The sequence below is a fragment of the Glycomyces harbinensis genome, assembly GCF_900101745.1.
In the GTDB taxonomy this organism is placed as follows: domain Bacteria; phylum Actinomycetota; class Actinomycetes; order Mycobacteriales; family Micromonosporaceae; genus Glycomyces; species Glycomyces harbinensis.
In genome coordinates this window covers 307,104-324,888 of record NZ_FNAD01000004.1, presented here as the reverse complement: position 1 = coordinate 324,888, position 17,785 = coordinate 307,104, and the positions used below count along the sequence as shown (strand labels likewise).

Sequence of the window (17,785 nt, the reverse complement as noted above, 5' to 3'; positions counted from 1 at the left end):
GCCTCGCCGGACCCGTCGCGGCCGCGGCGCTCGCCGACCGAACGCAGGTGAGCGGCCGCCGTCCGAAGACGGCGGCCGCTCGCGTGCGGGTGTCGCCTAGGCCGCTTCGACCGCGGCCTCGCGCCGGCCGATCAGCGCGGTCGCGCTGGCGGCCAGGCCGACCAGGGCCACCACGGTGACCATGTAGAGGCCGGGCCGGTACTGGGCGATGCTGGTGGCGGCGCCGCCGGAGATCAGGCCGGTGACGACCGCCAGGACGACCGCGCCGCCGATCTGGCCGGAGGTCTGGACCAGGCCGGAGGCCAGGCCCTGCTCGTCGTCCGAGATGCCCTCGGTGGCCTGGACCATGACGGCCGAGAAGCCGATCGCGAAGCCGAGGCCCAGCAGCAGGAACGCGGGCAGGTAGTCCGCGAAGTAGTTCGGCTGGGCGCTGCCGCCGCGCACGATGAACCAGAGGTAGCCCAGGACGAACGCGGCCAGCGAGGCGATGATCATCGACTTGGTGCCGTAGCGGTCGATGAACTTGCCGGCGAACGGCGACAGGACCGCGACGATGATCCCGGCGGGGGCCAGGGCCAGCGCCATCTGGATCGGCTCCCACTGGAGCGTGTTCTGCAGGTACAGGGACACGATCGTCTGGAAGCTGATGTAGGAGCCGAAGATCGCCAGCGCGGCCAGGTTGGCCCGCACGATCGACTTGACCTTGAAGATGCTCAGGCGCACCAGCGGGTGGGCGACCTTGTTCTCGATCACGAAGAACGCGCCGAGGAGGACGACCGCGGCGACCGCGGTCGAGGTGACCAGCGGCGTGAAGCCGGTCTCGGGCACCGTGACGATGGTGTAGACCGCGGCGAGCATGCCGCCGGTGAGCGTGGCGGAGCCGAGGAAGTCGATGTGCCCCTTCTCGCGGTCGGCGTTCTTGGGCACCACGAAGAAGGCGGCGACGATGACCGCGGCGACCACCGCGACCGGCGCGAAGAACGTCAGGCGCCAGTCGATGCTGGTCAGCAGGCCCGAGGCGATGAGGCCCGAGGCGTAGCCGGTCGCGCCGAAGACGGTGAAGATCGACAGCGCCTTGTTGCGGTCGTGGCCTTCCTTGAAGGTGGTGGTGATGATCGACAGCGCGGCCGGGGCGGTGAACGCGGCGGCGACGCCCTTGACGATGCGCGAGGCGATGAGCAGGGCCTCGTTGTCGACCAGGCCGCCGATGAGGGAGGCCGCGCCGAAGACCACGAGCGCGGTCAGGAAGACCTGGCGGCGCCCGAGCAGGTCGGCCATGCGTCCGCCCAGCAGCAGCAGGCCGCCGTAGCCGAGGATGTAGCCGTTGACGATCCATTGGAGCGAGGCGGTCTCGAGGCCGAGTTCGGCGCCGATGGACGGGAGCGCGACGCCGACCATGGAGACGTCGAGCGCGTCGAGGAACATCGCGAGGCCGGCGACGAACAGGACGGCCCAGAGCTTTGGTCCCCACCGGCTCGGGGCGTGTGCCGGTGTATCGATGTCCTTCGAAGCGGTGTTGGCCAGGGGTTTCGGTTCGGTGATCGTCATGGAGGGAAACTTACATGCACGTGCATTGGATGTCAACACATCAAATGCATGGACATTAAATGTCTTGACATGGTAATCTCCTGGTCATGGAGGCTGGATCGGACAACGACGTATGCGCCAAGTGGTCTGAAACACTGCGCGTGTACCACACCACATCGGTCGAGCTCGAGAACGAGCTCCAGGCCCGACACGACTTGGGGCTCAGCGAGTTCGAGGTGCTCTCGAAACTGTCGAAGAGCTGCGGCGGGGCCGGGGGCAAGGCCAGGATGAAGGAGCTCGAGGCCGAGATGTACCTGAGCCAGAGCGCCCTCTCCCGGACCGTGACCCGGCTGGAGAAGGCGGGCCTGGTGGCCCGCGCGACCTGCGACTTCGACCGGCGCGCGAACTTCCTCATGCTCACCCCCGCGGGGCAGGAGCGCTTCGTGGCGGCCCAGCCGACGCACCGGGGCGTGCTCCTCAACCACCTGGGCTGACCGCGGCGTCCGCGCGTGAACGGGAACACCGCCGCAACCGGTGCCGACCCGTTGCGTCCCTAGGACATTTGGGCGCTTCCGGACGGCTTCCCCCGGGCCCCGGCCGAGGTCGGTATGGTGAAGGCGAGACAGTCACGACCTGATCCGGCTTGGAGAGTGGATGTAATGACTCCCCCTGAGAACGACCGACCCGACGACGAAGACGGCGGCACCTTCAAGCTCAAGCCCGGTGCCGGCGCCGCAGAACCCGCTCCGGCCTCCGGCGAGGAGCCCGGACTCGACCGCACCATGAAGATCCAGCGGTCCGCGGGCGGCACGCCCTCCGCGCCCTCGCTGCCCCCGCCCCCGCCCTCACCGCTCGGCAACCCGACCGGCCCGGCCGAACCGCAGGCCGCGACCTTCGCCGAGACCACCGTCATGCCGCAGTCCGGCACCTCCCAGACCGGGTTCCAGCCGGGGTCACAGCAGACCCCGCCGCCGAACCCGCTCGGCGCCCCGCCGCAGCAGCCGCCCACGGGCCAGCAGCAGTACGGCCAGCCCGGGCAGCAGCCCCCCGGCTACCCGCCGGCCCCCGGCTACCAGCAGCAGGCCCAGCCGGGCGTGCCGCAGGGCGCGGCCCCGGTGGGCATCAAGCACATCGGGCTCATCGTCCTCATCTGCGCCGGCGTCGGCGTCCTCGGCAACATCGCGAACATCGCCATCCTCGGCCCGCTCGCGATCGGCCCCGCCATCTTCGGCATCCTCATCGCCGCCGCGTTCGGCTGGTACGGCTGGGCGCTGCCGCAGGGGAAGATCACCTCCCCCGGGCTGCGCCTGACCGGCATCATCCTCATCATGATCGGCGCGGGCGGATCGATCCTCGGCCTCCTCGGCTCGCTGATCGTCTTCAACATCGTCAGCCTGCTCATGTACCTCGTCATCGGGGCCGCACTCGGCTACGCCAGCTTCCTGTACCTCACCAAAGACGAGGTCAAGGCGTTCATCAAGGGCCCGCAGGCCCCCGGCGGCTACCCGCCGCCCGGGTACGGGCAGCCGCAGCAGCCGTACGGGCAGCAGCCGCCGCCCGGCTACGGCCAGCCCGGGCCCCAGCCGCAGCAGCCCGGCGCCTACCCGCCGCCGCCTCCCGGCTACCCGCAGCAGGGCCAGCAGCCGCCCCAGCCCCCCTACGGCGGTTAGCCCTACCGCACCCAGCAGGTCGCGACTAAGCTCACTCGTAAGCAACGGCCGCGGTACGCACGGTTCGCCACGAGCGCCGTGGGTGCCGCGGCCTCCGTACGAGGAGGTACATCTATGTCTGCAGGCAGCGCACCGATCCGGGTGGTCGTGGCGAAGGTCGGGCTCGACGGCCACGACCGCGGCGCGAAGGTCGTGGCGCGCGCGCTGCGCGACGCGGGCATGGAGGTCGTCTACACCGGTCTGCACAACTCCCCCGAGCAGGTCGTCGCGACCGCGCTCGCCGAGGACGCCGACGCCATCGGACTGAGCATTCTCTCCGGCGCCCACATGACGCTCTTCCCGCGAGTGCTGGCGCTACTCGACGAGGCCGACGCGCGCGACATCGTCGTCTTCGGCGGCGGCATCATTCCCGACGGCGACGCCGCGCAACTGCGCGAAGCCGGAGTGGCCGCGATATTCGGCCCCGGCGCCTCGACTCAGGTCATCGCCGAATGGGTCCGCGAGCATGTGGCCTCACCCGATCAGGGGCGCACCGCGACCGTCTGATCCGGCCCCACCTGGGCGTTCGCCCCGGGCCAAAAAAACTTCTGGGAGACCGTAACCGGCCGCAGCGGCCCTCGTTCTTATTAGTGTCGGACGCAGTACGAAAGCACCGCGCGAGACGCATCGGCAGCGGCCGAAAGGCCGCCGAGAGAACAAGACCGCGAGGGCCCCGGAAGTTCACTTTCGGCGGGAATCGCACATCGCAAAGCTCGCAATGTAGAGCTATGCCACAAACTGCCGATGCCCTGTCGATTGAGGGGTGGCGATAGGGCATCGTGCCTAAGGGAGTCAAGCCTTTGAGGGGTGGGCTTGATTCCCGCTAAGGGGACCGGACGCCTGAGGGGTGCGTCCGGTCCCCGCCTCTTCGCCCCCATCACCCGCGCCTCCCGAGCCCGCGCGCCGCCGCGGCCGAGGACCTCCGCATCGCGCACAACCCCGCCTCGAAGCGGTGAACCTCCTGTACCGGACCGTGTCAACGGCTTTTCAGCCTGACTCGTCACACCGGCCCACTGCCAGGCGCCTCGACCCGCTGCCGGGGGTTACCCTGCGATAACGGGCGCCTGTACCTGCTCCCCGCTCGCCGGACCCGGTTCGCCGAGCCCGCGGCCCGCGCCGGGCCGCGAGCGGGAGGGACCAGGCCGTCCGGTCACAGAAGACTAGCTAGTGGAGCGGACTCTACAGTGGATCTGTACGAATACCAGGGCCGCGCACTGTTCGCCCGGCACAGCGTGCCGGTGCTGGACGGCGGCGTCGCCACCACCCCGCAGGAGGCCGTGGCACTCGCCGAGCGCCTCGGCGAGCGGGTGGTCGTCAAGGCACAGGTGAAGGTCGGCGGCCGAGGCAAGGCGGGCGGCGTCAAACTCGCCGACGACGTCGCCGAGGTCCAGACGCACGCGACCAACATCCTCGGCATGGACATCAAGGGCCACACCGTGGAGAAGATCATGCTCACGGTGACCGCCGACATCGACAAGGAGTACTACTACTCCTACCTGCTCGACCGGGCGAACCGCACCTTCCTGTGCATCGCCTCCGTCGCCGGCGGCATGGAGATCGAAGAGGTCGCGCACACCGACCCCGAGAAGGTCGTCAAGCGCCCCATCGACGCCGGCGTCGGCGTCAACGCGGACATCGCGAACGAGATCTTCGACGAGGCCGGGTTCCCCGAGGACCTGCGCACCCAGCTCGTCGACGTGTTCGTGAAGCTCTGGGACGCCTTCGTGGCCGAGGACGCGACCCTCGTCGAGGTCAACCCGCTCGTGCGCACGCCCGAGGGCAGGGTCCTCGCGCTCGACGCGAAGGTCACCCTCGACGAGAACGCCGCCTTCCGCCACCCCGAGCACGCCGAGTTCGAGGACAAGTCCGCGGTCGACCCGCTCGAGCAGCGCGCCACGGACTCCGGCCTGAACTACGTCAAGCTCGACGGCTCGGTCGGCATCATCGGCAACGGCGCGGGACTGGTCATGTCCACGCTGGACGTCGTGTCCTACGCCGGCGAGGCCCACGGCGGCGTCAAGCCCGCGAACTTCCTCGACATCGGCGGCGGCGCCTCCGCCGCCGTGATGGCGAACGGCCTCGAAGTGGTCCTGTCGGACCCCCAGGTCAAGAGCGTGTTCGTGAACATCTTCGGCGGCATCACCGCCTGCGACGAGGTCGCCCGCGGCATCCTCGGCGCCCTCCAGACCCTCGCCGACCGCGGCGAGGACGTCACCAAGCCGCTCGTCGCCCGCATCGACGGCAACAACGCCGAGGAGGGTCGCCAGATCCTCGCCGACGCCAACCACCCGCTCATCACCGTGGTCGAGACCATGGACGCCGCAGCCGACAAGGCCGCTGAGCTCGCGAACCAGGAGGCCTAGTCCGATGGCGATCTTCCTCAACGAGAACAGCAAGGTCATCGTCCAGGGCATGACCGGCTCCGAGGGCATGAAGCACACCCGCCGCATGCTCAAGGCCGGCACCGAGATCGTCGGCGGCGTGAACCCGCGCAAGGCCGGCACCAAGGTCGACGTCGACGGCGTGAGCCTGCCGGTGTTCGCCTCCGTGGCCGAGGCCATCGGCGAGACCGGCGCGAACGCCTCCGTGGTGTTCGTGCCCCCGGCGTTCTCCAAGGCCGCCGTGGTCGAGGCGATCGACGCCGAGATCGAGCTGGTCATCGTGATCACCGAGGGCATCCCGGTGCACGACTCGGTCGCGTTCTGGAACTACGCCGAGGCCAAGGGCAACAAGACCCGCATCGTGGGTCCGAACTGCCCCGGCATCGCCAGCCCCGGCAAGTCGAACGCGGGCATCACCCCCGCCGACATCACCGGCGCCGGACCGATCGGCCTCGTCTCCAAGTCGGGCACGCTGACCTACCAGCTCATGTACGAGCTGCGGGACATCGGCTTCTCGACCTCCGTCGGCATCGGCGGCGACCCGGTCATCGGGACCACCCACATCGACTGCCTCGCGGCGTTCGAAGCGGACCCCGAGACCAAGGCGATCGTCATGATCGGCGAGATCGGCGGCGACGCCGAAGAGCGCGCGGCCGAGTACATCAAGAACCACGTGACCAAGCCCGTGGTCGGCTACATCGCCGGCTTCACCGCCCCCGAGGGCAAGACGATGGGCCACGCCGGCGCCATCATCTCCGGTTCGGCCGGCACCGCCGAGTCGAAGAAGGAGGCCCTCGAGGCCGCGGGCGTCAAGGTCGGGAAGACCCCGAGCGAGACCGCTCGGCTGATGCGCGAGGTCGTCGAGAACCTCTAGCGACGCATAGCGACACGAAGGCCGGGCGGTTCGACCGCCCGGCCTTCGCCGTCGTCCGGGGCCGGCTTCGACGAGGCGGGCCTTCGCGGTGCGGGTCGCTTCGTCCGGGCCGGTCGCGCACGGGGTCGTTACGATCGGGTCATGCCCTCGACACCGCCTGCCGACTCACGCCCGAACCCGCTGCCGGGCCCGCAGCGCGGGCCCGGGGCGGCCGCGGTCCTCTGGGCGCTGCTGCCGGTCCTGGCCCCCGGCGTGGGCGCGCCGCTGGCGTTCGGCGTCGCCGCCGGGCGGCGCCCCTCCCCGGTGACCGTGACGCCGCTGGTCGTCTACACCGCGGCCGTGCTCGGGATCTTCGCGCTCATCCTCCCGTTCGACGTCGGCGAGACGCCGGAGTGGGCGCTGTGGAGCGCGTTCCTGGCGATGGTCGCCGGCACGGTCGGCGCGGTCGTGCACGCGTTCGCGATCCTTCAGTACGTCTGGGCGCCGAGGACGGCGACGCCGCCGGTCAAAGCGCCGAAGGCCGCCCCGCGCGGGGCGGCGGCCGACTGGGTCACGCCGCAGCTCGAGCAGGCCTCGCGGCTGCGCGAGGACGCCAGGAGGCTCGCCGAGGGCGACCCGTCGCTGGCGAAGCGCAACGGGGTGGGGCGCCCGGACCTGGCCCGGCACCTCGACGACGGCGGCCTGGTCGACCTCAACCACGCGCCCGTCGAGGTCCTGCGGGACCTCCCGGGCTTCAACGAGTCGACCGCCAGGCAGGTCCGCGAGCGCGTGGAGACCTTGGGGCCGTTCCAGAACCTCGACGAGGTGATCCTCGAGGCCGACGTCGCCCCCGGCTTCGAGCGGCACCTGCGCGAGTACGCGGTGCTCATCCCCTAGGGGTCACTCCTCGATCCAGAAGTTGTCGTGGAGCGCGAAGAAGGCCTTGCGCTCCTCGTCGGACATGTCGCCGAGGGTCAGCAGGCCCTCGAAGTAGTCCTCGCGCGGCGCGCCGGGGTGGAACATGAGCAGCATCGAGGCGGGCTCGCCCGATTCGTTGCGGAAGCCGTGGACGCCGCCCTCGGGGACGTGGACGAAGTCGCCGGGCTCGTGGTCGACCCACTCGGCGCCGTTGTAGATCCTGATGGTCCCCGAGAGGATGTAGAAGGACTCCGAGATGGTGCGGTGGAAGTGCGGGGAGGGCCCGGAGGGGGTCGCGCTCATGTTCCACTGGTAGAGCCCGAACTGGCCGTTCGTGGTCGCGCCGGTGGCGAGGTACCCGGCGGTCCCGCCGTTGGGGTAGAACAGGTCGGCCGCTTGCGAGGCCGGCCGGAACTGTGCGCTCATCTCGCCGTGGTCGCCGAAGTACTTCGGTTCGGGGTAGGACATGTCGCTCACTCTCTCTCGTGCGCCGCGGGTGTCACCGGTGCAGACGATCCGGGGCGCCCGAACTCATCGCTCGGCGTCCGCCGCATCCCGGCCGCGCCGCCGCTGGCCGGCGGCGGGCCCGCGTCCGACGTTACCGGGCCGTCCGGCATATTGGTACCGGAACTAGCCGCGCGGCAAGCGCGATACGGAGGAGACGACGATGACCGAGACTGTGCTGTTCGACCGGGCCTCGCTGCTCGATCCCGTTGCGGGAACGGTGACTCCGGGCCGGCGGGTGCTGGTGCGCGGCGAGGAGGTCGCCGCCGTCGGTCCGGACGTCGAGGCGCCGGACGGCGCGCGGGTCGTCGACCTCGCCGGGCGGACCCTCATGCCGGGCCTCATCGACTGCCACGTGCACGTCAACGCCCACACCGCGGACCTGGGGGTCCTGGCCGACCAGTCGCCCGCGTACGTGGCCGTCAAGGCCGCGATCGAGCTGCGCGAGATGCTCCACCGCGGGTTCACCACCGTGCGCGATCCCGGCGGGGCCGACTTCGGCATCCACGACGCGGTCGCCGAGGGCCTCATCGACGGGCCCCGGGTCCACTACGGCGGCAAGGCGCTCTCGCAGACCGGCGGCCACGCCGACCTGCGTCCCCCGGGGCGCGGCATCCGCGACCCGCACCAGTGCTGCCCCGACATCGGGGTGGTCTGCGACGGCGTCGACGGGGTGCGCAAGGCCGCGCGCGAGCAGCTGCGCACCGGCGCGCACCACGTCAAGATCATGCTGTCGGGCGGGGTCGCCTCGCCGACCGACCGGGTCGACTCGACACAGTTCTCGATCGAGGAGATCCGCGCGATCGTAGAGGAGGCCGAGGCGGTCAACCGGTACGTCGCCGGGCACGCCTACACCGCGCGGGCGATCAACCGGGGCCTCGCGGCGGGCGTGCGCTCCATCGAGCACGGCAACCTGCTCGACGAGTCCAGTGTGGATCTGTTCCTGGAGCACGACGCGTTCCTGGTGCCCACCTTGGTGACGTACCGGCGGATGGCCGTCGAGGGCGCCGCATACGGGCTGCCCGAGGGGAGCCTGCGCAAGAACACCCTCGTGCTCGACGCGGGCCTGCGGGCCCTGGAGCTGGCGCATCGGGCCGGGGTGAACCTCTGCTACGGCTCGGACCTGCTCGGCGGGATGCGGCGCCACCAGTTGGAGGAGTTCAGGATCCGCGGCGCGGTCCTGCCCGCGGCCGACGTGATCCGCTCGGCCACGGTCACCGCCGCGAAGCTGCTGGGCGAGGAGGGCCGGATCGGCCGGATCGTCCCGGGCGCTCTGGCGGACATGCTGGTCGTCGACGGCGACCCGCTCGAGGACCTCGGCGTGCTCACCGACCCCGAGGCGCGCCTGAAGCTGGTCGTGCAGGGCGGGAAGGTGAAGGTGGACCGGCTCGAGCGGTGAGGAGGCGCCCCGCGCCGGGCCCTCAGCCGCGCTTGACGACCGCGACTCCGGTGGCCCACAGGACGAGGGCGCTGCCGAAACCGGCGACGGCGCCGCCGATCTCGATCCCGCCGAAGCCGCCGGCGACGCCCCCGAGGCCGGCGGCGATCATGGCGTACCCGGTCCACCGGTACTTGGGCTCGTCGAAGGCCGGCGCCAGCGGGAGGAAGTGCGCGCCGACGATGACCGCGATGGTGCCGGGCAGGAAGTCGACGAGGTCGAGGGTGTTGAACAGGAATACGGCGGCGGCGATGAGCACGACCTCGAAGAGGATCCAGATCCCGTAGCTGCGTCCCCAGTGCTTCGGCAGTTCGCGGGGCCGCTCGCGGGCCGACTCGACCTTGAAGGCCGCGACGACCAGGGCGATGCTCACGGCGGCGGACCCGGCGATGCCGATCCAGCGCCCCGGGCCGTCGCCGAGGATGCCGGCCCCGCCCATGAACCAGCCGAAGCCGAAGAAGGCGCAGATCATGACGCCGTTGTGCCGCATGCTGCGGCTCATCTTGTCCGGGGCGGTGATGGTCTCCATGCCGTCATTGTGCCAGGAGGCGACTACTGTTCACACTGCGCCGCCGTGGACCCTCGCCCTGTACCGCATGGCTCGCGCGCCGTTGTATCGTCGGTGAACCCTGAGCAGTACTCCAGAATCGACACACCCGCGGAGTCCACATGAGTTCACCCTCCGACCAGTCCGGCATCACCGGCGCACTCGCGCAGGCCCTCCAGATCGCGAGGGACGGCCAACGGGCGCAAGAGGAGGCGGGCGCCGCCACCGTCGAGGTCGAGGCGGCCGAAGGCATGGTGCGGGTCTCGGCGACGCTGGCGGGCAAGGTGACCGTCACGGTCGTCGACCCCCGTGCGATGCGCCTCAGCGGCGCGGAGATCGCGGAGGAGATCACCATCGGCGTCAACGCGGCCCTCGACAAGGCCCGCGAGCAGGCCGGGCTTCCCGGCGCCGTCGACCTCGACGCCCTCACCGAGAAGGTCGAGGAGATCCAGCAGCAGTCGGTGCAGCAGCTGAGCTCGTTCATGTCGCGCCTGGCCGACTCGCACGAGAAGATCGTGCGCACCGCCGCCGAGAGCAAAGGGGTGCAGGGCTGATGTCAGGGCTCCAGATCAACCCCGACGGCCTCGACCGGGCGGGACAGAGCATCGAGGGCACCGCCGAGCGGTTCTTCGCCGCCGTGGACCGGTTCGCCGGCCGCATCGAGGGCGTGACGGCGGCGTGCGGCGGCGACGAGATCGGCGGTCTCATCGAGCAGGCCCACACCGAGGTCTTCGAGTGGGCGAAGGAGTGCTTCCAGGAGGCGGCGCAGTCGATGGCCGACGCCGGCCTGGACGTGCGCGACTTCGCCGCCCAGCACCTGGACGCGGACAACGAGATCGCGCAGGCGTTCATCCAGCTGTCCTCGAACCTGGACGGGGGCTCCTGATGGCGATCATGCTCCCCTCGGAGCTCGCGAGCCTGCTCGGCATCCTCGGCTTCGACTGGCCGCAGTCCAATGAGGACAACCTGATGGACTTCGGCCAGGCGTGGATGGACTTCGGCGACGAGCTCGGCGACATCCTCGGCGAGGCGGGCGGCAACGCCGCCCAGGCGTGGACCGACCAGATCGGCCAGGACATCGAGGCGTTCAAGACCTGGTGGGAGGGCGAGGAAGGGCCCGCGAAGACCCTCGACAACGGCGCGATCGGCGCGATGATCGCCGGAGTGGGCCTGATCATCTGCGCGGTCATCGTCCTGGTCCTCAAGATCATGGTGATCGTCCAGCTGATCATCCTGGCCGTGCAGATCGCCATCGCGATAGCGCAGGCCGCGGTCACCTTCGGCGCCTCACTGCTGCAGGTCCCGATCTTCCAGCAGCTCGCCCGGACGGTGGTGAGCAACCTCATCCAAGAGGCGATCTTCAAACTCATCGAGGCGTAGGGGCAGCGGACCCTCCGCTCTCAGTGCTCTCTCGGGACGAATGCAGAGCGGATCCAGAGCGCGCTGGGTCACTGTGGCTCCCATCGAGATCGCCCCCTCCAGACGGGCGGCACCGACCCAGGGAGACGCCCATGACCGATCCGCAACGGTCCCTTGAGAATCTCGCCGCCGTCGTCGACCGGGCGGCCGAGATGGCGGAGCGCCTTGACCAGGGCGCGAAGGTCCCGCCGGTCGCGGTGGAGGCCTGCGACGGGGGCCTGCGCGTCATCGCGGCCCCGCCGGGCTTCATCAAGGTCGAGATCCGCGAACCCCGCGTCCTCCAGCGCGGCGCCGCCGAGATCGAAAAGGAGATCGGCCGCGCCGCGAACGAGGCGCTGCACCGCTTGCGCCAGTCGATGTCCGCGGCGGTACCGGTCGACCCGGCCGAGGTGGCCCGGGAGTTCGCCACGATCAGCGCTCAGGGCCGCAGGTCCTTCGCCGAACTCCTCGACGCGGCGCGCCGGCTCCCCGGGGACGCGCGATGACCGTGCGGCACAACCCCGACGAGGTCGAAGCGCAGGGCCGGAAGCTCACCGAGACGGCCGAGGCGATCAATGTCGCCGTCGACCTGCTCAGGGACACCGCGGCCGCACTGGAGGGCTGCTTCGGCGACGGCGAGATCGGGCGGATCATGCAGGAGCAGCACGCCGAGGTGCTCGACACGGCGCTCAACGTGTTCTACGAATCGGCGCTCGGCGTCAAGGAGGCCGGCGGCGACCTCGAGGAGTTCGCCCAGACCTGGCGCAAGGCGGACGGCAGCGCCGCCCGCGACTTCGGGCGGCTGCGGGACGAGACGGGCGGCTGACATGGCGATCACCCTCCCCGACTGGCTGACCGGCCTCATGAGCGAACTGGGTCTCGAATTCCCCAAGGCCGACGAGGACGAGATCGCGGCGCTCGGCGCGGCGTGGACGGCGCTCGGCACCGACATCGCCGCCCGCCGCACCGAGGCGGACGCCACCGCGGCCGCGGTCTGGGACGACAGCACCGGCGCGGACATCGACGCGTTCAAGACCTGGTGGCAGAAGGAGGACAGCCCGCCGAAATCGCTGGAGGACGGCGCGACCGGCGCCGGCGTCACCGGCACCGCGCTCCAGGCGTGCGCGCTCATCGTCATCGGCCTGAAGATCTACATCATCGGCGAGCTCATCGCCACCGCGTTCGCCATCGTCGCGGCGATAGCGGCGGCGATCGCGTCCGGCGGCCTCGCGGGCGTCGCGGTCATCGCCGTCAAGCAGGCCGCGAAAGAGGCCATCGGGCTCGCCATCGAGCAGGCCGTCACCGCGATCCTGGAGGGCTGATGGCGGGCAAGCACAAAGGACTCATCAAGCAGGCGATCAACTACCTCAACCACCCGGCCGTACGCAATCGCGCGGGCGGGGGCACCCGCATGTCGGCCGAGCGGCTGCGCCACCAGCAGGTCGGCGGCATCACCTACAGCAAGAAGGACAACGCCCTGACCGCGACCGGGTACCACCACCGGCCCGGAGGCGTCGACCACCCCGGCCGCCGCATCGGCCCGGTCGGCGACCGCTGGGACAACGGCGTCTACTCCGCGACGATCGAGATCAAGAACCCGAAACCCCCGCCGCCATGGGTCCCGAAGCTCACCACCGACGGAAAGAGCACGTTCTTCCCCAACGACTGGAGCGCCGAGCGCATCGACGACGCGACCAGCGAGGCCTTCCGGACCAGTGTCTCCAAAGACGCCGCGAAAGGCACCTGGAAGGGCTTCGCGGACGGCGTCTGGATCGAAGGCCGGTACGATCCGGCCACCGGGAACATCGGCCACGGCTTCCCCTCGGGGAACCAGCAGACGGGAAGGCCATGAGCATGCGCTTCAACGACCACGGGGTCCTGGAGGTCCCCGAGGAGTACGACGACACCCTCGGCACGTTCCTGGTGCTCGACATCGGCGACGACCCCTACAAGTGCCTCGTGGGCCTGTACTGCGTCGCGCAGATCGAGCAGGGGCGGTCGCGGCGGGAGGTCGTCGGCGGCGAGTCGGTCGCCGTGGAACTGACCCCGGACCACGCGATCCTGGAGGACCACTTCGATCCGTCGCGGAGCAAGAGCATCCCGTTCGCGCAGTTCAAGTCCGCCCTCGAAGCGCTCTGGGCGGTCGTGTGCCGGGCGAACGGCGAGCCCCGGCCCAGCCGCGTCTACCGTCCCGACCTCGCTCCGGCCGAAGGCGACCTGCTGCTGTGGGAGGAGACCTTCGGACGGCGCCACCCCTACCGCGGCGCGATCGAGGGGATTCCCGCCCGCGGCCCCGAATAGACCCGCTTGCACGCATCGGCCCGGCGCGTTCCGCGCCGGGCCGATGCGTGCAAGCGGAGCGTCACAGGTCGAAGTGGCAGGCCACCTTGTGGCCGCTCGCCGCTTCGCGCCATTCCGGCTCGACCTCGGCGCAGATGTCCTCGGCCCACGGGCAGCGGGTCCGGAAGCGGCAGCCCGACGGCGGGTTCGCCGGGGACGGCAGGTCGCCCTTGAGGATGATCCGCTCCCGGTTCGCCTCGATCTCCGGATCCGGTTGCGGCACCGCCGAAAGCAGCGCCTTCGTGTAAGGGTGGCGCGGGTGCTCGTAGATCGACTCGGAGTCGGCCTCCTCCACGAGCTTGCCCAGGTACATGACCCCCACGCGGTCCGACAGGTGGCGCACCACCGCCAGGTCGTGGGCGATCACCAGGTACGTCAGCCCGAACTCGCCCTGCAGCTCGTCGAGCAGGTTCATCACCTGCGCCTGGATCGACACGTCCAGGGCGCTCACCGGCTCGTCGCAGACGATCAGGTCGGGCCGCAGCATCAGCGCCCGCGCGATGCCCAGGCGCTGGCGCTGGCCGCCGGAGAACTCGTGCGGATAGCGTTCCATCACCGACTTCGGCAGGCCCACCGCGTCGAGCGTCTCGACCGCGAGCTTGCGCCGCTCGGCCTTCGAGCCGACCCCGTGGACCTTCAGCGGCTCCGCCAGGAGCATGTCCACATTGTGCCTCGGGTTGAGCGAGCCCAGCGGGTCCTGGAACACCATCTGCATCTTGGAGCGGAAGCGCCGCAGGCGTTCGCCCTTCAGAGCGGTGACGTCCTCGTCGCCGAGGCGGACACGGCCCGCGGTGGGCTCCTCGAGGCGCAGCACGGCCCGGCCGAACGTGGTCTTGCCGCAACCGGACTCGCCGACGAGGCCGTAGGTGCCCCCGGCGTCGACCTTCAGGCCGACGCCGTCGACCGCGCGGACGTGGCCGACCGTGCGCTCGACGACGATGCCGCGCCGGATCGGGAAGTGGACCTCGAGCCCCTCCACCTCCAGCAGCGGCGCGCCGCGCTCCTGCGGCGCGGCGGATGCGCCCTCGGGCGAGTCGGTCTCCTGCACGCTCAAGTCGGGCTCCTCCGTGCGCTGGGCGGGGACGTGCGGCGCGGCGTTCTCGACGGGCTCGGTGCTCATGCGATCTCCTCGGCCATGACGCAGCGGTGGGCGTGCACGGCCCCGACGAGGGCGGGCTCGCCCGCGACGCACGGCTCCGCGACGCGGTCGCACCGCGGCGCGAACGCGCAGCCGTCCTTCCAGCGGATCACGTCCGCGATCGACCCGCGGATCGGCGTCAGCGGCTCGTGGATCCCCAAGTCCAGCCGGGGAATCGAACCGAGCAGCCCCACCGTGTAGGGGTGCGTGGGCCGGGCGAACAGCTCGCGGACCGGCGCCGACTCGACCACGCGCCCCGAGTAGAGCACGTTCACCTCGTCGCACAGGCCGGCCACGACGCCCAGGTCGTGGGTGATCATGAGCAGCGCCGTGCCCTCGGAGTCGACCAGGTCCTTGAGCAGTTCGAGGATCTGGGCCTGGATGGTGACGTCGAGCGCCGTCGTCGGCTCGTCGGCGATCAGGAGCCTCGGCTTGCAGGCCACCGCGATCGCGATGAGCACGCGCTGGCGCATGCCGCCCGAGAGCTGGTGCGGGTACTCCTTCAAGCGCCGCGCCGGGTCGGGGATGCCGACCCGGTCGAGCAGGTTCGCGGCCTCCTTGGAGGCCTTGTCGCCCTTGAGACCGCGATGGCGCTCGAGGACCTCGGTGATCTGCCGCCCGATCGGCACGACCGGGTTGAGGCTCGAGAGCGGGTCCTGGAAGATCATCGCGAGGTCGCGCCCGCGCTTGCGGCGCATGGCCGACGGTGCGAGCGTGAGCAGGTCGACGCCGTCGAACGCGGCCCGGCCGTTCACCTCGGCGCCGCCGTCCTTGCGGCCGCGCCCGGCCACGGGCACCGACTGCGGCACCGCGGCCTTGAGGGCGCCGCCGACCGGTTCGGCCGCGGCGACCTGCAGCGGCTCGGCCTTGCGGCGCTTGCCGGGACGGCCCTTCGGCAGCAGGCCCATGATCGCCAGGCTCGTCACCGACTTGCCGCAGCCGGACTCGCCGACCAGGCCGACGACCTTGCCCTCGTCCACGGTGAAGGAGACGCCGTCGACGGCGGTGGCCGCGCCGAAGGCGACCCGCAGGTCCTCTACTTCGAGCAGTGCCACTACTCCTGCCTCCTCAGCCTGGGGTCGAGCGATTCGCGCATGGCCTCGCCCAGAAGGGTGAAGCCCAGCGCCGTGACGATGATGGCGACCGCCGGATAGATCGCCAGCTGCGGTGCGCCCGAGAGGAACCGCTGGGCGTCCGCGAGCATGGTGCCCCATTCGGCGCTGCCCGGGTCGGGGTTGCCCAGGCCCAGGTACGACAGCGCGGCGGCCTCGATGATGGCCGTCGCCAGCACCAGCGTCGCCTGCACGATCACCGGCCCCAGCGAGTTCGGCAGGATGTGCGAGACCACGATCCGCCCCTTGGGGACGCCGAGGGCGATCGCCGACAGCACGTAGTCCGAATGCGCCTGCGCCAGCATCGATCCCCGCAGCAGCCGCGCGAAGATCGGGATCTGCGCGACGCCCACGGCGATCATCACCGTGCTCAGCGACGGGCCCAGCAGAGCCGCGACGCTCAACGCCAGCAGCAGCATCGGGATCGCCAGCGCGACGTCGACGGTCCGCATGATGACCGCCTCCACGCGTTCGCCCCAGCGGCCCCCGAAGGTGCCCGCCGCGGCGGCCACGCCGCCGATGACGGCCCCGGCCAAGAGGCCGATCAGGGTCGCGACGACGCCCACGAGCAGCGTCTGGCGCGCACCGATGATCATGCGCGAGAACATGTCCCGGCCCAGGTGGTCCAGGCCGAACCAGTTCTCGGCGCGCGGGCCCGGGAAGATCGCCCGGTTGAGGAAGACCTCCCGGCCCCAGGTCTGCGCCGTCGGGTCGTAGGGCGCGAGCAGCGGTCCGAGGACCGCGACGATGACGAACAGGCCCACGATGACCGCGCCGGTCACGGCCATCGGCGAGCGGCGCAGGCGCCGCAGCGACTGACGCACCAGCGAACCGGACTGGGCGTCGCGCGCGGTCGCGGTGGCCTCGACGAGGCGGTCGAGCTTCTCGATCTTCGCGATGGTCACTTCCGCACCCGCACTCTCGGGTCGAGGAATCCGTAGGACAGGTCCACGATCAGGTTGATGACGACGTAGAACACGGCGATCACGAGGATGAAGCCCATGAGCGCCGGGTAGTCGCGCTCGGTCGTCGCCTGGTACACGAACGATCCGATGCCGCCGAAGGCGAACACGCTCTCGGTCAAGACCGCCCCCGCGAACAGGCTTCCCAGGAGCAGGCCGATGATCGTCGCGATCGGCAGCATGGCGTTGCGCATGACGTGGCGCCCGCGGATCGTCGCGGGCTTGAGGCCCTTGGCGTCGGCGGTGCGCACGTAGTCCTCGCCGACCACGTCGAGCACGCTCGCCCGCGTGATGCGGACGATGACGGCGAGGGGGATCGACGCGAGCGCGATCGCCGGCAGCACCAGGTGCAGCAGTGCGTCCCAGGCGACGTCGAACTCGCCGGTTATGAGCCCGTCGAGGACGCGCAGGCCGGTCACGTCGGTGTACTGGGCTCCGGCCGAGAGGCGGAACGCGGTGGGCAGCAGGCCCAGCTCCTGGGCGAACACCACCTTCAGCATGGCCGCGAGGAAGAAGATCGGGATGCACGTGCCCAGCAGGGAGCCGGACACCGCGGTGAAGTCCAGCCAGGTCCCGCGGCGCTTGGCCGCGAGGTACCCGAGCGGGATGCCCACGCCCACGGCGATGAGCATGGCCGCCAGCGACAGTTCGATCGTCGCGGGCAGGCGGTCGGCGAGTTCGGTGGCGACGGGTCGCCCGCTCGACAACGAGGATCCGAAGTCGAGGCGGACGATCCGTCCCAGGAATTCGCCGTACTGGACCCACACGGGGTCGTCGAGCCCCAGGGAGGCCCGCAGCGCCTCCCGCTGTTGGTCCGTGGCGTTCTCGGGGAGCAGCCGGTTCTCGGGTCCGCCCGGGAGGGCTTTGAACCACGCGAACAGCAGCAGCGAGAGTCCCAAGAGCGCCACGGACAACTGCAGGAGGCGCTTAACGGTGTAGCGCAGCATGTTTCGCTGTA

22 protein-coding genes are annotated in these 17,785 nt (G+C 70.7%); 15 read left to right on the top strand and 7 right to left on the bottom strand.

Going from position 1 to position 17,785, the window contains the following annotated elements; all coding sequences use genetic code 11:
- Positions 1–96: 96 nt before the first annotated feature.
- Positions 97–1,548, bottom strand: a complete 1,452-nt coding sequence (locus tag BLQ63_RS09715) for an MFS transporter (RefSeq protein WP_091032548.1) — start codon at positions 1,546–1,548, stop codon at positions 97–99.
- Positions 1,549–1,634: 86 nt separating this feature from the next.
- Between BLQ63_RS09715 and BLQ63_RS09710 the strand changes: the two genes are divergently transcribed.
- The 6 genes from BLQ63_RS09710 to BLQ63_RS28325 all read left to right on the top strand — a co-directional run bounded on the left by BLQ63_RS09710 (position 1,635) and on the right by BLQ63_RS28325 (position 7,367).
- Entirely contained in the window at positions 1,635–2,021 is a 387-nt protein-coding gene (locus BLQ63_RS09710) for a MarR family winged helix-turn-helix transcriptional regulator (RefSeq protein ID WP_091032545.1), read from the top strand.
- A 165-nt stretch (positions 2,022–2,186) separates the two neighbouring features.
- The gene (locus BLQ63_RS09705) at positions 2,187–3,197 is read left to right on the top strand and encodes a hypothetical protein (RefSeq protein WP_091032542.1); all 1,011 of its coding nucleotides are present in this window, start codon (positions 2,187–2,189) and stop codon (positions 3,195–3,197) included.
- Between the two features lie 114 nt (positions 3,198–3,311).
- Positions 3,312–3,743, top strand: a complete 432-nt coding sequence (icmB, locus tag BLQ63_RS09700; protein WP_091032537.1) for a coenzyme B12-dependent isobutyryl CoA mutase small subunit — start codon at positions 3,312–3,314, stop codon at positions 3,741–3,743.
- 677 nt (positions 3,744–4,420) lie between these two features.
- Complete coding sequence (gene sucC / locus BLQ63_RS09695) at positions 4,421–5,599, top strand: ADP-forming succinate--CoA ligase subunit beta (protein ID WP_091032534.1); 1,179 nt, start codon at positions 4,421–4,423, stop codon at positions 5,597–5,599.
- A 4-nt stretch (positions 5,600–5,603) separates the two neighbouring features.
- Positions 5,604–6,491 (top strand): succinate--CoA ligase subunit alpha, encoded by an 888-nt coding sequence (gene sucD, locus BLQ63_RS09690; RefSeq protein WP_091032530.1) that lies wholly within the window; start codon positions 5,604–5,606, stop codon positions 6,489–6,491.
- Positions 6,492–6,632: 141 nt separating this feature from the next.
- The gene (locus tag BLQ63_RS28325) at positions 6,633–7,367 is read left to right on the top strand and encodes a helix-hairpin-helix domain-containing protein (RefSeq protein WP_091032527.1); all 735 of its coding nucleotides are present in this window, start codon (positions 6,633–6,635) and stop codon (positions 7,365–7,367) included.
- A gap of 3 nt (positions 7,368–7,370) precedes the next feature.
- On the opposite strand, the gene BLQ63_RS09680 is transcribed toward BLQ63_RS28325, so the two are convergent.
- Positions 7,371–7,856 carry a cupin domain-containing protein gene (locus tag BLQ63_RS09680; RefSeq protein ID WP_091032523.1) on the bottom strand — a complete coding sequence of 162 codons (486 nt, stop codon included), beginning with the start codon at positions 7,854–7,856 and terminating at the stop codon, positions 7,371–7,373.
- Positions 7,857–8,055: 199 nt separating this feature from the next.
- Between BLQ63_RS09680 and BLQ63_RS09675 the strand changes: the two genes are divergently transcribed.
- Positions 8,056–9,291 (top strand): metal-dependent hydrolase family protein, encoded by a 1,236-nt coding sequence (locus BLQ63_RS09675; RefSeq protein ID WP_091032520.1) that lies wholly within the window; start codon positions 8,056–8,058, stop codon positions 9,289–9,291.
- 22 nt (positions 9,292–9,313) lie between these two features.
- Here BLQ63_RS09675 and BLQ63_RS09670 read toward each other — a convergent pair whose 3' ends face one another.
- The gene (locus tag BLQ63_RS09670; RefSeq protein WP_091032516.1) at positions 9,314–9,859 is read right to left on the bottom strand and encodes a hypothetical protein; all 546 of its coding nucleotides are present in this window, start codon (positions 9,857–9,859) and stop codon (positions 9,314–9,316) included.
- Between the two features lie 140 nt (positions 9,860–9,999).
- Here BLQ63_RS09670 and BLQ63_RS09665 point away from each other — a divergent pair, with 140 nt between their 5' ends.
- The 8 genes from BLQ63_RS09665 to BLQ63_RS09630 all read left to right on the top strand — a co-directional run bounded on the left by BLQ63_RS09665 (position 10,000) and on the right by BLQ63_RS09630 (position 13,576).
- Positions 10,000–10,431 carry a YbaB/EbfC family nucleoid-associated protein gene (locus BLQ63_RS09665; protein ID WP_091032512.1) on the top strand — a complete coding sequence of 144 codons (432 nt, stop codon included), beginning with the start codon at positions 10,000–10,002 and terminating at the stop codon, positions 10,429–10,431.
- Positions 10,431–10,763 carry a hypothetical protein gene (locus BLQ63_RS09660; protein ID WP_091032508.1) on the top strand — a complete coding sequence of 111 codons (333 nt, stop codon included), beginning with the start codon at positions 10,431–10,433 and terminating at the stop codon, positions 10,761–10,763. The genes BLQ63_RS09665 and BLQ63_RS09660 overlap by 1 nt, the downstream gene beginning before the upstream one ends.
- Positions 10,763–11,257, top strand: coding sequence for a WXG100-like domain-containing protein (locus tag BLQ63_RS09655; RefSeq protein ID WP_091032504.1), 495 nt, complete (start codon positions 10,763–10,765; stop codon positions 11,255–11,257). The genes BLQ63_RS09660 and BLQ63_RS09655 overlap by 1 nt, the downstream gene beginning before the upstream one ends.
- A gap of 131 nt (positions 11,258–11,388) precedes the next feature.
- Complete coding sequence (locus BLQ63_RS09650) at positions 11,389–11,781, top strand: hypothetical protein (RefSeq protein WP_091032499.1); 393 nt, start codon at positions 11,389–11,391, stop codon at positions 11,779–11,781.
- Positions 11,778–12,101, top strand: coding sequence for a hypothetical protein (locus BLQ63_RS09645; protein WP_091032495.1), 324 nt, complete (start codon positions 11,778–11,780; stop codon positions 12,099–12,101). Before BLQ63_RS09650 ends, BLQ63_RS09645 begins: the two co-directional genes overlap by 4 nt.
- A 1-nt stretch (position 12,102) precedes the next feature.
- The gene (locus BLQ63_RS09640) at positions 12,103–12,597 is read left to right on the top strand and encodes a WXG100-like domain-containing protein (RefSeq protein WP_091032491.1); all 495 of its coding nucleotides are present in this window, start codon (positions 12,103–12,105) and stop codon (positions 12,595–12,597) included.
- On the top strand, positions 12,597–13,127 hold the full coding sequence (locus tag BLQ63_RS09635; protein ID WP_091032487.1) for an EndoU domain-containing protein: 531 nt from the start codon (positions 12,597–12,599) through the stop codon (positions 13,125–13,127). The genes BLQ63_RS09640 and BLQ63_RS09635 overlap by 1 nt, the downstream gene beginning before the upstream one ends.
- Positions 13,124–13,576: a hypothetical protein gene (locus tag BLQ63_RS09630; protein ID WP_143014829.1), complete on the top strand. Its 453-nt coding sequence runs from the start codon at positions 13,124–13,126 to the stop codon at positions 13,574–13,576. The genes BLQ63_RS09635 and BLQ63_RS09630 overlap by 4 nt, the downstream gene beginning before the upstream one ends.
- Before the next feature lie 61 nt (positions 13,577–13,637).
- Here the strand turns inward: BLQ63_RS09630 and BLQ63_RS09625 are convergent, their stop codons facing one another.
- From BLQ63_RS09625 to BLQ63_RS09610, 4 genes are read right to left on the bottom strand one after another with little or no spacing between them, the layout of a single operon-like run.
- Complete coding sequence (locus BLQ63_RS09625) at positions 13,638–14,735, bottom strand: ABC transporter ATP-binding protein (RefSeq protein WP_091032480.1); 1,098 nt, start codon at positions 14,733–14,735, stop codon at positions 13,638–13,640.
- Complete coding sequence (locus BLQ63_RS09620) at positions 14,732–15,808, bottom strand: ABC transporter ATP-binding protein (RefSeq protein WP_091032477.1); 1,077 nt, start codon at positions 15,806–15,808, stop codon at positions 14,732–14,734. The genes BLQ63_RS09625 and BLQ63_RS09620 overlap by 4 nt, the downstream gene beginning before the upstream one ends.
- Positions 15,808–16,770, bottom strand: coding sequence for an ABC transporter permease (locus BLQ63_RS09615; protein WP_245680920.1), 963 nt, complete (start codon positions 16,768–16,770; stop codon positions 15,808–15,810). Before BLQ63_RS09615 ends, BLQ63_RS09620 begins: the two co-directional genes overlap by 1 nt.
- Entirely contained in the window at positions 16,767–17,774 is a 1,008-nt protein-coding gene (locus tag BLQ63_RS09610; protein WP_091032474.1) for an ABC transporter permease, read from the bottom strand. The genes BLQ63_RS09615 and BLQ63_RS09610 overlap by 4 nt, the downstream gene beginning before the upstream one ends.
- Between the last annotated feature and the right edge of the window lie 11 nt (positions 17,775–17,785).